A 17298-nucleotide genomic window follows, 5' to 3' on the forward strand; every position below is an offset into this window, starting at 1 on the left:
ACCTCCGGCAGACCGTCCGCTTCGGGACAAAACAGTCGAGCCGGATCTCGCCGGCCGCGGTCGTCGCACCGCCCGTGCCCGAGGTAGCGCAAACACCCTGGTCAAGCCTCTGCCGCAGGACGCCGATCCTGCCCCGTCTCCAGGCGAAGCGACCGATCAGACCTCTGGACCTGCGGTTCCGCATTGACGGCCCAGCGCGCCACACGCCTCGTCGGCGATCGCAGGCTGTTGCTACACCGGTAGCTACAGAACAGACGCCGACATCAGCGGAACGCGCCGGCGCAGCTGTCTGACCTGCCTCGATCCGCGGAGCGAACCAGCGGACCGTCCGTTTCGGCAGCGGACGATCGGGGACACCCGTCCACCTCGGGACGCCACACCGCAAAGGTCAGAGACGGACTACACCCGGCACACACCACCAAGATGCACAACAGGCACTAAGCGGCTGCCACGGATCTGGTCGAGCAGGTGACGTGGGCGTCGTCGACAGCCCGGTCGAACAGGTCGATGGAGACAACAGCGCCGAGGAGGCCTGGGCGGGAACAGTCCTCGATGCGAACGGGAAGCAGCTTGCGGGCGAAGCCGTGCGGGTCGGCTGGTTGGGCGGCTAGCCATTCGACCTGGCCGTAGACCGAGTCCAGGTACGCGCCGGACAGGACCAGGGCTGCGGCAAGATAACAGTCCGGATTGATCAAACTACGCCTCCAGTCTGGTCGGGCCTGGAGAAGTACTTTGAGTTGATCCGGAAACCCAGTAACCACAGGCGGTTCAATCGCTGCCGGCCTATCCGTGCCGACCGAATCCGACTACCTTGAGTTGCCACACGCTACCGAGAGCGATCTCGCCGCAGCCCTGGGTCAGGCCAGTCCCGCGACGGGCATCCGTCGCCAACCCAGCGGAGAACCGCGCGCTGGCGCTCGTTGAGCTGGGTTGGACGCGGCATAGGACCACCTCACGGTGTCCGGCAACTCGGGCGGAATCAGTTAAATGAGTAACTCAGAGCAACGTCGTTGATGCGCAAACTACTCGACCCATCAGGATAGCCGGACAGCGGGGCCGCCGAATGCACGAAAGAACTGAAGCGGCAGACACTGGAATCGCCGCGTGCGGCGACCGTTACCCATGCGCCCGGTGAACCCGCAAATTCTTGAACACTTCGAATAGCACCTTCCGGGTAGGAGACGACTGCAGGCTCACGGCGGGACAGTGAAGCCAGCAGTCAACATCGCCTGGCCAGACTCTCGGTCTTCGCGGCGGCACGGTGTAGCACCTGGTGCTACCCTGGCTGGGTGAGTACTCCTGAGATCACGCAGCGGGACCTGCGGTCGAAGTCGCGGGAAATCATGGACGCCGTCGAGCATGGGCAGTCGTTCACGGTCACTCGGGATGGTCACCGGATCGGACAGCTCGTCCCGATCCGACGTCGGCGCCGGTTCGTCTCGCGGCAGGAGTTCGCCGCGATGTCGCGCAACGTGCCTGACGCCGGTCTGGAGGCGTTCCGCGCCGACCAGGACGCGGCAGCCGACCACGAGGCCACGAGCGCCTATGACCAGTGAGCCCGTCCGGCAGGGCCTGCTGGACACCAACATCCTGATCCTGCGCCGCTGGGTCGATGTCGCCGAGCTTCCGGACGAGATGGCGATCAGCGTGGTGACGCTGGCGGAGCTGTCCGCCGGGCCGCACCAGGTCCGGCGCAACGACGAGCAGGACCTGTACGACGAGCACGAGGAACGGGCCCGGCGGATGGAGATACTCCAACGCGCAGAGAACGAGTTCGACCCGATCCCGTTCGACACCGAGGCCGCGCGAGTCTACGGCCGACTGACCGCAGCCGTCGTCGCCGCAGGTCGCAAACCGCGCCGCCGCACCGCGGACCTCATGATTGCCGCTACTGCGGTCGCCGAGGACCTCCCGCTGTTCACCACCAATCCCGGCGACTACACCGGCTTGGAAAAGCTCCTACGCACGGTTCCAGTCACGAGGCCGCCCTTGCCCCACGAGAAGAAGCCCTGACCAAGCCGGCGGGGTGACAACAGGGGCCCCTTCTCTGGCACGCGGCTCTGAGTCCGCCAAGGATCGGGGAAGCTACATAGCCCCGCATCAGCCCGGACCCGTTACTAGCCGTCTCTTCCGTGGGCGATGTGTCCGTAGTTCACACCGACCGCGACCCCTCCGCCCGGAGCCGACACATCGCCGATCCGGATCGCTCATGCTGGTGAGGTGCCAGGCATGCTCGGCGCTGCCGCGCCGGGGAAGGTCGGTGCGTCCGCGGCGGCGGGTCGGGCGGCGCCAGGGAAGGTCGGTGCGTCCGCGGCGGCGGGTCGGGCGGCGCCAGGGAAGGTCGGTGCGTCCGTGGCTCGCCGTCGGGGTGAACTACGGCAACATCTTGCGGCATTCCGTGGAAGCTCCTGGTGAGCAGCTCCGGGGTCGGTGGCTGGTGCGGGAAGCGCAGCTTCCGGACCGGCTTAAGGAACTTTCCAGATCGTCTGAGCCGCTGATACTGGCGGCGTGGCGCGACGAACCGGATCTGACCTGGTCCCTGGTTACGGCGTTGACCAGCAGCGAGCATCGACCTTCCGACGTCGTCGCTGGCTGGGCGCGGCACACGCCGTCCTGGCTACGCGACGCCCCATCGCAGGTCCAGATCGCTGCGGGCGACCTCGCCGACGCCTACGGCGCGCCGATCTTGGCGGCGGATCTGTTCCTGGCTGCCAGCGAAAAGGGAGTGGGACGCCGCGATTTCTGGCTCGCGCGCGCCGCGCTCCTCTTCCGCGATCACGCTCGGCCGGCGAAGGAGGGGGAAGCACTTGCAGCCCTTGGCGCGCCTGCGGGGGTGTCCGAGCCCTACGCCCGCATCGTTGTGGCGCTGCTTTCTGGGGACACGCGAACGGCGGACCGGGACCTCGACCGCTGGTCACCCAGTCCCGCCGATCGCGCGCTGCATACCGCCCTTCGACTGCGCGTCCTTGATGCGGAGTTGAACGGGGCGATGCCGAGCAGGGAGGCGCTCGACCACGCGATCAATCTCCTCGCCGCGTCGCTGCGGGAGCAATGGACCGCCGGGTTCGCCGTCGGCCGCGCCCGGTTCCTGATCTGGCGAGTAAGTCGAGGACACTCGCCGAACGCGCCAGCCGATCTTCGGGACGCCTACGATCTCGCCGTGCGCGCCCGCGACGACCGGCGCCGCTACCGCGGTGACAGCGCCGAAGCAGTGGCACTCGCCTGCCAGGCGGCCCTCATCGCGGACGACTTCCGCAGTGTGCTCGCAGTCGGCACCGTGGCCCGCGACGGTGCGACCGAACATGAGGCAGCGGCTCCCGCCATCCGCAGCTACGTCGCTGCGGCTGCGATGCAACTCGGTGATCTTGACCTTGCGCGCGACAGCGCGAGCCGTGTCGACGACCAAGCCCTGCGGGCCCGCCTTCACGCGCTCGCGGCCGAAGCCAGGGGCGAGAACGCCCGATCACACTGGCTACGCGCCGTCGAACTGGCCCGGGACGACGACCAGCAACTCGCCATTGCCCTAGCTGGCCTGGCGGACGCCGGCGGCCTCGACCCGGCGCAGATCGAGGACTTCGCGGCCCGTCATCCTGACGAGGCGGCCGAGATCCTCGCCATGTCCGATCTTGCAACCGGCAATACGGACGCGGCAATCAGCCAGCTTCGTCCACGGCGGCGGCACTCAGTGACCGCCGCGCTAGCGCTAGCGAAGGCGTACCAGGTCGCAGGCCAGGTAGACAACCAGATACGCACCCTCCCTGAGCGGACGATTTCCACGACCCATCGCTGCACCTCACCGCCGTAGAAGTCTTGGTGCACCACGACCGTCGTTCCGACGCCGAGAACGAGGTAGGCAGCCTCCTCGCGTCAGCATCCGCCGAGTGGACACGTCGACCAGCTGCACTGCGCCTCGCAGCACAGCTTGCCTACCTGGACAACAGGTTCGATAAGGCGCAGGAACTCCTCGACGCGGCGTTGCGGCTTCGGCCGGACGACGCCCCCACCCGCTGGGCACTTATCCATGTCCTCCTATACGGGCGCGGTGACCTAAAGGGAAAACAGGTGACCGATCAGCGCGAGGCGAGTCCGCGGGTCCGGCGACGGCGCTGGGGCAGGCGGTGTGGTCGTGCTGGGTCAGGCGGCGGTGGCCTGGTCGGGTCGTCTGGTGATGACGGTGTCGTAGCCGAGGGCGTCGAGCTGGGCGGCCAGTCGCTGGGCGTGGCGGGCGGGGTCGCGGCGGCGGGTGAAGTAGTCGGCGCCGAGGTCCCGGTAGGGCTCGCCGCGGTCGAGCATGTGGAAGAGGGCGACGAGGCCCGGCCCGGGGCTCGCGTCCCAGGCCGCGAGGCCGGCTGAGCTCGGAATCGTCGCGAGACCTGGTCGCCGCCGCGTCGACCGCGGCGACCAGATCGCGGACGATCTCGCAGGCCGCGCCGAGCGCGGGGGTGTCCGTGACACCCAACCCGCCGAAACTCCGTGCCGGTCAATGCCCGCGGTGGCCACATTCCACGAAGACGAGCAGCTGAGCCCCAGAGGCCCGCGACGTCCCATCTCGTCCAGCGCGTCGTGGAGCTGGCCCGTCGCAGGCGCACGATGCGCCGGGCTGCTCTTTGGGCGAGATCGTCGTGCTCGCGGGGCGTCGTGGGGCCAACATGAGATGCCGGGCTGCGGCCGTCGGGTCATCCGACCGGCGCGACCGACTCGATGTTGGCCACGGTGAAGTCCCGTTGATCGTCCCGCAGGTGGCACCACGCGTCGAGCCACCGGCCATACAGCTGGCGCGGCTGGATTTCCCGCACGGTCCGGTTTCCGGTCTTGTTCCGATAGCTGATCAGTACATCGCGCTGGGACTCGACCGCGTCGGCCAACAGGATGATCTCGGCATCGCTCAGGCCCGGGTTCAGCTGCGCCAACCGCGCGAACATCTCCGAGGTGTCCGCCCCGCTGCTGTCACCGCCGGCCGGGTCCGCGAGCAGCCGCGCGGCCAGCTTCTCCGCCTCCAGCCGGCCCCGGGACGCGGACCGCTTCGGCGACCGGGGCGCGGACGCCTGGTGCTCCCGCCGCTGCTCGACGATCACTGTGCCCGTCGCATCCTCGGCGACTGGGGACAACCCGGCCGCGCGCAGCCGTTCCAGCACGTCCTGCAGCTCGTACGGGCTGGACAGCACCGTCGGCGCCACCCGCGCCAAGGACAGTTTCGCCAACGACCGGGTGTGCAGAAGCTCGTTGATCGTGGCCTCTTCGGCTACGACGCACGAGCGCATCCCCCGCACCCGGATCTTTCCGTGTAGACGGCCCACATCCTTGACAAGAAATTCCAGCGGCTGCGGCACCGGCCGATTCGATATCGCCGTCAGATCGGCTAGCAACTGCTCGGCGGTCCAGCCGGCGTCGAACGCCGCCCGGACGCTGGCCGGACTGAACCGCCAGACTCCTGCCGTGCTACGGGACTCGCTCACCGCGGCTGTTCCCAGCAGGCGCGAGACCACCGTTGTCGGCTGTCCGGACACCACCGCGGTCAGGTCCGACTGGAGTATCACCTCGCACGGCCTCTCCACCAGCACTCCGGCCACCCGTTCGGTCAACGCGTCCACCGGCTCGGCGTCCGCCGGCTCCGCGCCGGCGAGCTCGGCGTCGAGAAGGGCCACGAGCTGTTCGCCGCATTCGGTCAGCACGTCCGCGGCGGCCACACCCAGCAGCTCCGCCTCCCGTCCTGCGGCGGCCACCTTGTCCCGCAGCTGGTCGGGCTCGTACCCATGCAGCGGAAAGAACCAGTCGGCGTGTTCGCCGGCCGCCCGCAGCGACAGCCCGCCACGGGCCGCGCTCATCACGGCGCGTCGCAGCCCACCGGCAGCCGAGACCAGGGGCAGCGGCGGGGGCAGCTCCTTGCCCCCTTCGATCTCCCGGCTGGTCGGCGCATGTCCCAACATCAACCACGCGGTCGCCAGCGCGGACCACTGACGGGCCGGAGGTGCCTCCCGCCACGGCGCGTACCGATCGGTCGGCGCATAGCCCGTGTCCGCGCGACCGAGCAGCCCGGCCGCGTATGTCAGGTCGATCACCAGCACCAGCACCTCGGCTGGCAGCGCCAGCCGCGCAGCCAGCCGAGACTGTTCCCGCGGTCCGACGCCGCCCTTCTTCAGCGCGACGATCGCATGTGAGCGCGCCTCGTCCAACAGCGCCGTGACCCCACGGAGCAGATCCGCGGCGGCGGCCTGCGCGGCGGCCCGCGTCGACCCGCTCCTGACCGCGGCCGAAGGGATCCGCGGCCGGCCGGTCGCCACCAGGTCCCGGCGCGCCAACCAGGCCGCGGCCTCGATCTCCCAAGGCACCTCCCACCGCCCGTTGACCCGTATCACCAGGCCGGCGGCGGCCAACGCACGATCGGCACTTGTGGCTGCCTGCGCGGGAGAGCCGAAGTAGATCTGGCCGTAGCGATGGCAGAGCTGCGACAGGCGGCCTCGCGCGGGCTCAGGCAGCTGTCGCACCACGTCGGCCATCGCGCGGACGTCGGACACGGCGTCCACCAGCCGGGCGATCAACTCAGGCTTGCGCAGGCCAGCCACCTCGACACCCAGCGCCTCGGCCGCCGAACGCACGTCCTCGACCGGCGCCGACCGCGCGATCGTGGCCAACGGCCGACCGTCGCCGATCTCGGCTGACCAGTGCTCGGCCAATCGCTCCGGTAGGCGGATCGTCCCGGACTCCAGCCAGGCCAGCCCACGGCCGCGCAGCTCGTCGAGGGCGTCCCGCACGGCCTGTTCCGGCGCGGCGGCCAGGCGCGTAACAGCCTCCACCGTGGCCAGCGATCCCAGGGCGGCCACCGCCTGGCCGACGACCACCGCGTCCCGATCGGCCGAGCGCAGCGCCGCGACCAGCGAGTCCGGGCCGCACAGTCGCTGCGCCAGCTGCTCGAACCCGCGCGGGACCGGCTCGACCAGCACGTCCGGGCGCGCCCGCAGCAACCCCGTGAGCGCCGACTCGTCCAACCCGGCCAGATACTCGGCAAACGATCCGGAAGCCATGCCAGCATTCTCCCGAACACCCATCGCCACGCCGTCAGGCTATCCGCACCAGGTGCCTCGGGTCTCCCGGAAGAACTCTCAGCCGAGCGCGTCGAGGGCACTCCCATCCGGGTCGACGGCGTGTGCGATGCGGCGCCCGATGTCGCCCAGCTGCCGCTGCTGCGCGCGGGTGAGGGGATCGAAGACGAGGGCACGGACCGCCGCGACGTGCCCGGGGGCGGCCGCGATGACCTTCGCCCAGCCCGCGTCGGTGAGGATCGCCAGGGTGTAGCGACCGTCGCCGGGGTCCGGCGTGCGGCGCACCCAGCCGGCCCTGTCCAGCCGTCCGACCACGTGGGAGAGCCGGGAGAGCGACCCGTTGGCGAACACGGCCAGGGTGCTCATCCGCAGGGTGCGCTCGGGGGCCTCGGACAGCATGGCCAGCACCTGGTACTCGAAGTGGCTGATCCCGGCATCGCGCTGGAGCTGGTCGTCGAGTGCTGCCGGAAGCCTGATCAGCACCCTCGCCAGGGTCAGCCAGACCTGCATCTCATCGTTGGCCAGCCAGCGCGGCTCCTGCGCGTCCACGCCATCAGCCTAGCTTGAAGCATCAACCGAAAATCTGTTGATCACTTGACATGTCAAGTGATCTCGCCGTAGATTGAGTTGAAACTTCAACTCATAGACGGGCGTCCGCCGCGGCCAGACCGGGCCGCGGCGCGCACCCACCCTCCGGGCTCGTCTTCGACCCCGATCTCCTTGGGAGCACACATGCGCGCACTGAATGTCCCGGCCGCCGGCGAGCAGCCCCGCCTGTCGGACCTGCCCGTCCCCGAAGCGACCGAGGACACCGTTCTGGTCCGGGTGAAGGCGGCCGGGCTCAATGCCCTCGACAACGCCCTGGCCGCCGGGGTGATGGCCGAGATGCTGCCGCACCTGTACCCGCTGGTCCTCGGCCGTGATGCCGCCGGCATCGTCGAGGCGGTTGGAGCTGGCGTCGACCACGTCGCCGTCGGCGACGAGGTGATCGGCCACATGCTGCTGGCCCCGCCGATTCAGGCCGGCACGCTCGCCGAGTACGCGCTGCTGCCCGCCGCCGCCGTCACCCGCAAGCCCGCCGGTCTCAGCTTCACCACGGCCGCGGCCCTTCCCCTCGCGGCGGCCGCGGCCAAGGCGGCCGTCGATGCCGTCGAGCCCGAGCAGGGACAGACCGTCCTCGTCGTGGGGGCCGGTGGTGGCGTGGGCTCCTACGCCGTCCAGCTGCTCGCGGCCAGCGGCGTCACGGTCGTGGCCACCGGCACCGCCGCCGACGCCGGCCGGCTGATCACGCTCGGCGCGGCCACTGTGGTCGACTACACCGCCGGCCCGATCGCCGAGCAGGTGCACGCCGCGTACCCTGACGGTGTCGACGCCCTGATCGACCTCGTCGCCTACACCGCCGAAGGCGCACCGCTCGGGGCGGTTCGCAAGGGCGGCAAGGTGGCCAGCACCCTGGGCGCCGCCGCCGACGAACAGGCCCTCGCCGCCGGCGGCCTGACCGGCACCAGCGTCATGGCCGCCCCACTTCGTGAAGTCGTCGCGGAGCTTGCCGAGCGGGCCGCCGCCGGCACGCTGAAGGTTGACGTCACCACCGTCCTGCCCCTTGAGAAGGCCACCGACGGGCTCGCCACCCTCGCCAGCGGAACCGCCCGAGGAAAGATCGTCGTCGAGATCGGCGTCTGACAGAGGGCAGCCAGGGCGACGGCTACCGGCTGGCCGAGTTGACGGTCACGGGCGGGTTGGCCGCGGCGCCGCCTCGTCGGGCGGCAGGAAGCGGATCGGTACTGTCGTCTTCTCGGTGCCGTCCGTGGCCGTGGGCTCTCGGTCGGGTGGTCCGCCGACCAGCGACTGGGTCCATCCGAGGTCCTGCACGTCGCGGCCCTGATCGGACTGGCCGCTGGGCTTGTGGTGGGTGCTCGGGGCTGGCCGGTGGGGGCTGAGCAGGTGCAGGAGCGCGGGCAGCAGTGTCGCTCGCAGCACGAACGCGTCGATGGCGACTCCGGCGGCGAGGCCGCAGCCGATCACTTTCATCATGCGGGCCGGCTGGGCGGCGACGGCGGCGAACAGGAACAGCATCACCAGGTTCATGGTGACCATGACGTGGCCGACGTCGGCGTGGCCGAGCCGGACCGGCCCGGTGGCGCCACGGCGCCGTTCCCGTCGGCGCAGGCCGGCATCGGCGGGCTGCGTGAGCCGGGCGACCAGGCTGAAGTTCAGCCCCGGGAGCAGGCCGAACACGGCGACCAGGACGATGACCAGTAGCGACGGTTCGACCGGCCCGGTCGCTAGTCCCAGTGTTCGGGTGACCGGGCCGGTCTGGAACAGCAGCGCCAGGACACCGGCCGCGGCGAGAATCGCCAGCACGCTCGTCAACGCCACAGTGGCCGCGATCATCGAGGACCGCAGCATCAGCAGCCCGCAGCACAGCACCGTCAGCAGGACCACCGCGAGGAACCCGGTGGTCGCGCCGCGGAAGCTCGCCGCCATGTCGGCGAACAGGGCGGTGGAACCGCCGACGTAGGCCCGTGAGCCGGTGCCGCCCAGTACTCGTGGGAGCACCTGGCCGCGTAGCCGGTGCAGCAGGGCGGTGGCCTCTGGCGAGCGTGGGCCGGCCGCCGGGAACACCCGGATCACGGCGACGCCCGCCTGCGCGTTGTTCACGCTCACCGCCGCCCGGGCGACCCCGGGAGTCCGGGCCAACGCGGTCACCACGGCATCCGGAGACACCGCCGACGGCGCGGGGCCGAGCTCGACGGCGACGAGCATCGGCCCGTTCAGCCCAGGAAAGAAGTCAGCGCTAAGCAGGTCGTAGGCCCGCCGGGTCGTCGACGATGTCGACTCGGCGCCGTCGTCGGCACCGCCGAGCTTGAGAGTCAGCGCCGGTGCGGCGAGCGCCAGCAACAGGAGGCCCGCCGCGCAGGCAGCGGCCAACGGGTGGCGGTGCACCCAGCCGGCCCACCTCGCCCGCAGCCCCGGCGGCTGGCTCAGCCCACGGCCGCTGGTCGTCAGATGCTGGCGTTCCGTCCAGCCCAGCAGCCGTGGCCCGCAGATCGCCAGCAGCGCCGGGAGCAGGGTAAGGACCACCAGACCGGTCGCCGTCCCGGCGGCGGCGGAGCCGAGCGCGACACCGCTGAAGAAGGGCAGCCCCAACGCCACAACGCCGTCCATCGCCAGTGTCACGCAGAAGCCGCCGCATGCGATCGCGAAGCCCGTCCGCGCGGCAGCCCGCGTCACCGCCTCGGACGAAGCGGCCCCCTCCCGCAGGCCGGACTGAGCCTGGTGCACGACGACGACCGCGCCGCCCAGGCTGCTCCCAGCCGCGACGACCGCCGCGAGCAGCGGCGCGTACAACGTCATCGCCGTCGTGTGCGACGCCAGCTCCACAATCGCCACCGCGGTCACAGTCGCCACCGCTGTCGTCATGGCACAGACGACCACCGCGCCCCGGGAACGCAACGTGGCACCGAGCAGCAACAGGGCTGCCGCGAGCGCGATGAGGATTGGCCACCAGGAGATGGCGGTGGCGTTGACCGCGGCCGCGTCCGGGCCCGCGACCTCGACCTCCAGACTCGGCCCGTCATAGGAGCGCGCCGCTGTAACGAGGCGCCGCGCTGCTGCCAGGTCAGGATGCAGCGCCGAGCCCTTCACGATCACCGTGGCCACCGCGGTGCGCCGATCGGCACTGACCGGGTCGACACCGAGAACGACCGCGCCAGCCGCCGAGAACGGACTGACCACACCGGCGACCTTCGGCACCTTCCCCAGCTGTGCCACCACCGCGGCGATCTGCGCCCGTACCAGCGGATCATCGACCGTCCCCTGGCGGGCACGCAGCACCACCGTCTCGGTGTCCGGGACACCCGACCCGCCCAGCCCCCGGCTGACGAGGTCGAGAGCACGCCCGGAATCGCTGCCTGGAACGGCGACCTCGGTGTCGAACCGGAATCCCTGCCCCCGCGCCAGGACAACAAGCGTCACCAGGCAGAGAGCCCACAAACCGACGACCACCCAGCGGTGCCCGACACACAACCCGGCGAGACGCGTCCGTCCGGCCGAACCGAAACTGCTGTCTCGCCTCATTCACGACAAATTAACCCCAATCGTCGGCTCGAACCAGGTTTCGGAACCTGACCGTGACTATCTGCACACGTCTTGTCGGACCGTGCCAGCCAAACGCGCGGTGGGTGCGGCCCGCTCTCAGGGGCTGATGATCGGAGCGAGGGCGTCGCGTACGGCCGCGCTGACATCGGTGTCCGGCGCGTCCACGTACTCGTCCGGGGACGGCCCGGTGTCGAAGGAGCCGTAGGTCGTGTACGAGATGACGGCGGGGCAGATGGTGCCGTCTACCTGGACGAACAGGTTGGCCACGACGTGCCCGGTCAGAACCTCGATGACGCGGATCGGAACCGCGATTTTGTGGAACGACACGGTGTTCGTGCCGTAGAGGCTGGTCAGGACCGAGCCGGACTGGTACTCGCAGCTCTGGACGATGTCGCCCTGCTCCTTCGGGCTGACGCAGATGACGAGTGGCGCCTTGGCCACGTCGTCGACCACCCAGTCGGCCGGCAGCTGGTTCGTGTAGGCGCTGTCGCCACGGAGCACCGCCCGGTTCGGGGAGGCGGCGCGGTACGGGGTGGCACCGCTCCAGGTTGCCGGGTTGGAGCAGTAAGACGTGTCCGATCCGGCGCCTAGCCCGGTGCGCACGTGGTCCAGTTCGATCGCCTGGTTGGCGGCGATGAGCCCGATGAAAGCCTTCGGGGCCAGCGGGCTCTGCGGGTAGTCGTCGAGTAGGCGCTGGTAGGAGGACTTCGCGCCGTTCCAGTCCTTGGACTGGAATTCGCGATCGCCGCAGCCGACGAGCGCTGCGGGTGCGAGGCGGGGGACGACGGCCTTCGCCCGATCCCGGACGGCATCACGGGTGCTGTAGGAGCCGAGGGTGTCGAGGACCGTTGTGGTGTCGCAGGGGTTCGACAAGGGCAGCCGGCCGAGGAAGTCGTCCAGGGTGCGAAGGACCAGCTTGTCGTCGTCGGGGTGCGTGGCGAGGACAGCGGAGAGGTTCTTCAACTCTGGCGGCAGCGAGTTCGGGTCGCTGTTCGTGACGACCGCGGCGAGGCGGGCGGCGGTTTCTCCCAGCTCGCCGCACACCCGGCCGGTGCCCGCGCCCTGGACGGCGCCGGGGGCGTTCGCCAGATAGTCCCCCGCCCATCGATCGTCCAACGCGGCGGCGACGCGACGGCAGTCGCCGGTCCGGACCGCGGCGGCGACTCGGCTGTTGATCGAGGCGACGTGGACCCGCAGCAGCGAGAAGGCCAGCAGCACCGGTAGGAAGAAGGCCGCGCCGAGGATGAGGCGGCTCCTGCTCCCGCCTCGGTGGCGACCTCGCGGCCATCCCTGCGCGAGGTACCAGCCATGCCCCACGAGCGCGGTCCACCACAGCAGGACGACGATCTCGAACCACAGGGTCCTTGCCGCGGTGCCGAGGATGATCAGCAGGATCAGCGTGACCAGCCCGGTGACCGCCGCGAGCCCCCGGCGGCCCAGCATGAGGTAGCCGACGTTGAAAAAGGACGCGTTTCCGAGTATTACGGCCAGCGGGTCGCGGTTGACGGGCGGTTCCGGATCAGTGGTGCCTTCGGGGCCGTACTCCGGGGTGTCGTCCGGAGCCTGCGCCGTACTCACGAGAGTGGTCCCTTGCGTCCGCTGCGCGCATCGTGAGCTGGCATCCCGAAACCCCTCAGCCGTGCCGGGGCCGGCCCGGCGGATCCGCTGCAATGTAAGGGTTCGGCGCGCCACGCCGGGCCGGTTTTGCGCCAGTCGTCCGCCGTCATCCACCCGACAGCGGGAGTTCCCGCCAACGCGGGACAGCGCGCAGCCGACGCGGCTCTCCGAGGAACACCACGGCCCGGCCGGCGACTGGCGGTTCCGGTACGAGCCGACCTGGGTGCTGCGCGGCCTGACCGAGCTGCACCTGGAGTTCACGGCCGTCGAAGGCGGGGCCCGATGAGCAGGGCCGCCGTCGTGACGGGTGGCGCCTCGGGCATCGGCCGCACGTGACGGTGTGCACCGAACTGGTTTCGCGCCGTCTCGTGGGCGCGAAGTTCGCGCGGACCTCGACCTGCCGGGCACGGCAGCTGGCAGGTCCGGTGTGCCTGCTGCCGCGCTGCGATATGAAGGGCAGATGGTCAGCCAGCATCGGACGGCTCCGGCGGAGTCAGGTCGCCGGGAGCAGCTTCTCGACGCCGCGGAGCAGCTGCTGCTGGAGGAAGGCTACGCCGCCGTCACCTCGCGCCGGGTGGGTGCGCGGGCCGGCCTGACGCCGCAGCTGGTGCACTACTACTTCCACACCATGGACGAGCTTTTCCTGCAGATATTCCGGCGTCGCGCCGACGCGGGCCTGGAAATGCTCCGGGAGGTCGTGGGTGCCCGCCCGACGCTGCGGCAGCTCTGGGACCTGCGGGAGACCGGCCTCACCACCACGCGACTCAGCCTCGAGTTCATGGCGCTGGCGAACCACCGCAAGGTCATCCGGTCCGCGCTCGTCGACTACTACCAGCGTTGTCGCCAGCTCCAGCTCGACGCGTTCACGGCGGCGCTCACCGACCGCGGCGTCCCGCCGGAACGGTGCCCACCGCTGTTCGCCCAGCTGGCGATGATCGGGATAACCCAGATCATGACGATCGACGCCGACCTCGGCGTCGCCTACGACTTTGAGCCCGTGAACGCCTACATCACCCGTCTGATCGACGAGATCGACGAAATCGACGAGCCTTAGCGAACCGGCCGGCCAGGCCTGGGACGATCCGGCCCCGGGACAGGCCGCGAGCTGGTCAGCCCTCCTGGGCCGGGTAGACGGCAAGGTCGGTCGCCTTGATCGTGGCCCAGACCGGAGTACCCGGAGCGAGCCGAAGATCGGCGAGCGCCGCAGCCGTGATGTCGGCGTGGATCGGTGGGTCGGAGGCGATGGTGACCCGGACCCGGTCACCAAACGGTTCGAGCGTCTCCACCAGCCCTGGCAGCACGTTGCGGGGGCTGCCCTGCGCGGGCCGGCCCGTGTGCAGGGCCACCGCCGTCGGGCGGATCGCGACGAGCACCGCGGCACCGGCCCCCGGCGGCGAGCTGTCAGCGGGGATGTGGAGCTGACCGCCACCGTCCAGGGTGACCAGATCTCCACGAGCCGTCCCCGAACAGAGGTTGAGGCCGACCAGGCGCGCCACGTAACGAGTGCGGGGGCGGCGGGCGACCTCCGCGGCCGGCCCTTCCTGGACGATGCGGCCGGTTTCGAGGATGACGATCCGGTCGGCCAGGATCATCGCGTCGAGTGGGTCGTGCGTGACCAGCAGCACCGGCGTCGGCGCGGCGGCGAGCGCGCGGGCCAGGTGGGCGCGCACGTCGGAGCGGGTGGCGACGTCGAGGGCGGCCAGCGGCTCGTCGAGCAGCAGCAGCCGGGGCGCGGGCGCCAGCGCACGGGCGAGGGCGACGCGTTGCGCCTGCCCGCCGGACAGCTGGCCGGGCCGGCGGTCGGCATGGTCGGCGAGGCCCAGCCGGTCCAGCCAGCCGTCCGCGACCTGGCGGGCCTCCCGCCGGCCGGTGCGCTCCCGGGCGCGCAGGCCGAAGGCGACGTTGTCGCGGGCGGACAGGTGCGGGAACAGCAGGTAGTCCTGGAAGACGACGCCGACCGGGCGGCGGTGCGCCGGCCTGAACACGCCGGCGGCCGGGTCGTCGAGGGTGTCACCGTCGAGGACGATGCGCCCGGAGCTGATCGGGGTGAGCCCGGCCAGGGCGCGCAGCAGGGTCGTCTTGCCTGCGCCGTTCGGCCCGAGCACGCAGGTGACCTCGCCGGGGGGCACCGCGAGCGCCACCTGGACGGTGAAGGCACCGAGGTCGACGACGACGTCCGCGACCAGCCCGGCCGGCGTGACCTGGGAGTCCGGACCGGTCGCGGGCGGGAGGCCGGCTGCCAGGGCGGTCTGGTCGGGGGTGGTCATGCGGCGGCGGCCACGCCGCGCGCGCCGGACAGCCAGCGGCGCCGCAGCACGATCAGGACGGTCACACAGACCACGAGTAACAACAGGGAAAGGGCGATCGCGGCGTCCGGGTCGTTCTCCAACGCCAGGTAGACGGCCAACGGCATGGTCTGGGTGGTGCCCGGGAAGTTGCCGGCGAAGGTGATGGTCGCGCCGAACTCGCCGAGCGCCCGGGCCCAGCACAGCACGGCTCCCGCGCCGACCGATGGGGCGATCATCGGGAGGGTGACCCGCCGGAAGGTCAGCCAGCGGTTGGCGCCGAGAGTCGCGGCGGCGTCCTCGAAGCGGCGGTCGGCTGCGGCCAGCGCGCCCTCGACGGACACGACCAGGAACGGCATGGCGACGAACGTCTCCGCGATCACCACGCCGGTGGTCGTGAACGGCAGCGTGATCCCGAAGATGCTGTCGAGGTGGCGGCCGACGACGCCGTTGCGGCCGAAGGCGAGCAGCAACGCCACGCCGCCGACGACCGGCGGCAGCACCAGCGGCAGCGTGACCAGCGCCTGGAGCACAGACCGTCCGGGCAGCCTGGTCCGGGCGAGCACCCATGCCAGCGGAACCCCGGTCACGATCGAGACGCCGGTCGCCAGGGTCGCCGTCTCCAGCGACAGGACGAGGGCCTGGCGGACCTCGGCCTGCCCGAGGAGGCTCGGCAGCCGCCGCCACGGCGCCCGGACCAGCAGCCCGACGAGCGGGAGGACCAGGAACGCGACGGCGAGGCCGGCGGGCAGGGCCAGCGGCCAGGGCGCCCGTCCCTGGCCGGTCCGCCGCGGCCGGCCCCGGCCGCGCCCACCGCCAGTCGCGGCGGGCGCGGGCGGGCCGGTCACGGGCGGGCCGGTCACGGGCGGGGCGGTCACGGCTGGCTGAAGCCAGCCTGGGTCAGGACCGAGCGGCCGGTCGCGGACAGCACATAGGCAACGAACGCGTCGGCTGTCGCCTTGTTCTTCGTCGCGGTGAGGGTCGCGATCGGGTAGGCGGTGGAGGCGTTCTCGTTCTCCGGAATGGCGATGCCCGTGACCTTGCCGCCGGCGGCCAGCACGTCGGTCTTGTAGACGATGCCTGCGTCAACCTCGCCGAGCTCGACCGTGGTCAGCACACTCTTGACGTCGGGGCCCTCGGTCACCGGCTTAACCGTGATCTTGGCCTTGGCGAAGGCGGCCTGGGCCACGACGCCACACGGCACCGCAGCCTGGCAGAGCGCGACCTTGACGCCCGGCCTCGCCAGGTCCTCGATCGCGGCGATGTGCTGCGGGTTCGCGGGCGGAACCGCGATCTCCGCCTCGTTCGTCGCGAACGTCGTCGGGTTGGCGGCGTTCTTCTGGTCGGTCACCTGGGTCATGTTCTTGGTGCTGGCCGACGCGAACACGTCCGCGGGGGCACCCGAGTTGATCTGGGTGGCCAGGGCGGAGCTGGCGCCGAAGCTGAACTTCACGGTCACGCCCGGGTGCGCGGCCTCGAAGCTCTTGCCCAGGTCGGTGAAGGTCCCGGTCAGCGAGGACGCCGCGAGCACCGTGATGGTCCCGGACAGCGCCGGCGTGCTCGACGCCCTCGGGGTGGCTCCAGCTCCGGTGGAACCACCGGAGCTGGAGCCGCAGCCGGCCAGCACGACGACGGTGACCACACCGGCGAGGGCTGCCGCCGCGGGGCGGGGTATGCGCACGGGGATTCTCCACAGCGACGTGACACGACTCGGGAACGGCGGGTGATGACGGCGTCGCGTCGGTGCGACCGGGCGTTCAGCGATGCTGCTGGGGGACCTCGACCACGACGTTCGTCGCCTTGACCGAGCCGATCGCCAGTACCCCCGGCTCCAGGCCGAGCTCGTCGGCGGCCTCCCGGCTCATCAGCGAGACGATTCGATGCGGCCCGGCCTGGATCTCCACCTGGGCCATCACGCCGTCTCGCTGGACTCGGGTCACGATCCCGGGGAAGCGGTTGCGAGCCGATTCGCCGACGATGACCGCCCGTCCGGCAGGGGATTCGACGCCCTCGGCGAGTTCGGTGGCGAACTGGGCCAGCACGGCCCCCTCGACCGCCTGACGGCCCGAGTCGTCGCGGACGGTCGGCAGCCGGCCGATGTCCGCCCAACGGCGGACGGTGTCGTCACTGACACCGAGCAGCCCCGCCGCCTCGCTGATCCGAAACCTCGGCATGGCGGAACAGTACCACCCGTACTTACGGACACATCGACCGAACCGTTCCGGGATTACGGACATCGGGCCGCAAAGACAACG

The 17298-nt window shown here is 70.9% G+C and carries 15 protein-coding genes; 5 read left to right on the forward strand and 10 right to left on the reverse strand.

Annotated elements, in window-relative coordinates:
* Positions 1-437: 437 nt before the first annotated feature.
* Positions 438-695: a TIR domain-containing protein gene (locus tag FRADC12_RS32270; protein WP_052710907.1), complete on the reverse strand. Its 258-nt coding sequence runs from the start codon at positions 693-695 to the stop codon at positions 438-440.
* 594 nt (positions 696-1289) lie between these two features.
* Here FRADC12_RS32270 and FRADC12_RS14135 point away from each other — a divergent pair.
* The 3 genes from FRADC12_RS14135 to FRADC12_RS14145 all read left to right on the forward strand — a co-directional run bounded on the left by FRADC12_RS14135 (position 1290) and on the right by FRADC12_RS14145 (position 3805).
* Positions 1290-1556: a type II toxin-antitoxin system Phd/YefM family antitoxin gene (locus FRADC12_RS14135; RefSeq protein WP_084010731.1), complete on the forward strand. Its 267-nt coding sequence runs from the start codon at positions 1290-1292 to the stop codon at positions 1554-1556.
* The gene (locus FRADC12_RS14140) at positions 1546-2013 is read left to right on the forward strand and encodes a type II toxin-antitoxin system VapC family toxin (protein ID WP_045877010.1); all 468 of its coding nucleotides are present in this window, start codon (positions 1546-1548) and stop codon (positions 2011-2013) included. The genes FRADC12_RS14135 and FRADC12_RS14140 overlap by 11 nt, the downstream gene beginning before the upstream one ends.
* A 331-nt stretch (positions 2014-2344) precedes the next feature.
* Positions 2345-3805 carry a hypothetical protein gene (locus tag FRADC12_RS14145; protein WP_157488857.1) on the forward strand — a complete coding sequence of 487 codons (1461 nt, stop codon included), beginning with the start codon at positions 2345-2347 and terminating at the stop codon, positions 3803-3805.
* A 329-nt stretch (positions 3806-4134) separates the two neighbouring features.
* Here FRADC12_RS14145 and FRADC12_RS33130 read toward each other — a convergent pair whose 3' ends face one another.
* The 3 genes from FRADC12_RS33130 to FRADC12_RS14155 form a co-directional block, all read right to left on the reverse strand.
* A complete protein-coding gene (locus FRADC12_RS33130) occupies positions 4135-4455 on the reverse strand; it encodes a hypothetical protein (protein ID WP_084010733.1) in 321 nt (106 codons plus the stop codon).
* Between the two features lie 221 nt (positions 4456-4676).
* Entirely contained in the window at positions 4677-7022 is a 2346-nt protein-coding gene (locus FRADC12_RS14150; protein WP_045877012.1) for a helicase-associated domain-containing protein, read from the reverse strand.
* Between the two features lie 78 nt (positions 7023-7100).
* Positions 7101-7589 carry a MarR family winged helix-turn-helix transcriptional regulator gene (locus FRADC12_RS14155; RefSeq protein WP_157488858.1) on the reverse strand — a complete coding sequence of 163 codons (489 nt, stop codon included), beginning with the start codon at positions 7587-7589 and terminating at the stop codon, positions 7101-7103.
* Between the two features lie 183 nt (positions 7590-7772).
* Between FRADC12_RS14155 and FRADC12_RS14160 the strand changes: the two genes are divergently transcribed.
* Positions 7773-8723, forward strand: a complete 951-nt coding sequence (locus FRADC12_RS14160) for an NADP-dependent oxidoreductase (RefSeq protein WP_045877013.1) — start codon at positions 7773-7775, stop codon at positions 8721-8723.
* Positions 8724-8768: 45 nt separating this feature from the next.
* On the opposite strand, the gene FRADC12_RS14165 is transcribed toward FRADC12_RS14160, so the two are convergent.
* Both FRADC12_RS14165 and FRADC12_RS14170 read right to left on the reverse strand, forming a co-directional pair.
* Positions 8769-11018, reverse strand: a complete 2250-nt coding sequence (locus FRADC12_RS14165) for an MMPL family transporter (RefSeq protein WP_232303787.1) — start codon at positions 11016-11018, stop codon at positions 8769-8771.
* Positions 11019-11237: 219 nt separating this feature from the next.
* Positions 11238-12719 (reverse strand): tetratricopeptide repeat protein, encoded by a 1482-nt coding sequence (locus FRADC12_RS14170; protein ID WP_045877015.1) that lies wholly within the window; start codon positions 12717-12719, stop codon positions 11238-11240.
* 499 nt (positions 12720-13218) lie between these two features.
* Here FRADC12_RS14170 and FRADC12_RS14175 point away from each other — a divergent pair, with 499 nt between their 5' ends.
* On the forward strand, positions 13219-13812 hold the full coding sequence (locus tag FRADC12_RS14175) for a TetR/AcrR family transcriptional regulator (protein ID WP_045877016.1): 594 nt from the start codon (positions 13219-13221) through the stop codon (positions 13810-13812).
* Between the two features lie 55 nt (positions 13813-13867).
* Here FRADC12_RS14175 and FRADC12_RS14180 read toward each other — a convergent pair whose 3' ends face one another.
* The 4 genes from FRADC12_RS14180 to FRADC12_RS14195 form a co-directional block, all read right to left on the reverse strand.
* A complete protein-coding gene (locus FRADC12_RS14180) occupies positions 13868-15025 on the reverse strand; it encodes an ABC transporter ATP-binding protein (RefSeq protein WP_045877017.1) in 1158 nt (385 codons plus the stop codon).
* Entirely contained in the window at positions 15022-15921 is a 900-nt protein-coding gene (locus FRADC12_RS14185; RefSeq protein WP_502685251.1) for an ABC transporter permease, read from the reverse strand. Before FRADC12_RS14185 ends, FRADC12_RS14180 begins: the two co-directional genes overlap by 4 nt.
* Positions 15918-16724, reverse strand: a complete 807-nt coding sequence (modA, locus tag FRADC12_RS14190; protein ID WP_045877018.1) for a molybdate ABC transporter substrate-binding protein — start codon at positions 16722-16724, stop codon at positions 15918-15920. Before modA ends, FRADC12_RS14185 begins: the two co-directional genes overlap by 4 nt.
* A gap of 76 nt (positions 16725-16800) precedes the next feature.
* The gene (locus FRADC12_RS14195; protein WP_045877019.1) at positions 16801-17217 is read right to left on the reverse strand and encodes a TOBE domain-containing protein; all 417 of its coding nucleotides are present in this window, start codon (positions 17215-17217) and stop codon (positions 16801-16803) included.
* Positions 17218-17298: the final 81 nt, after the last annotated feature.

It is taken from the genome of Pseudofrankia sp. DC12, from assembly GCF_000966285.1.
Classification (GTDB): Bacteria; Actinomycetota; Actinomycetes; order Frankiales; family Frankiaceae; genus Pseudofrankia.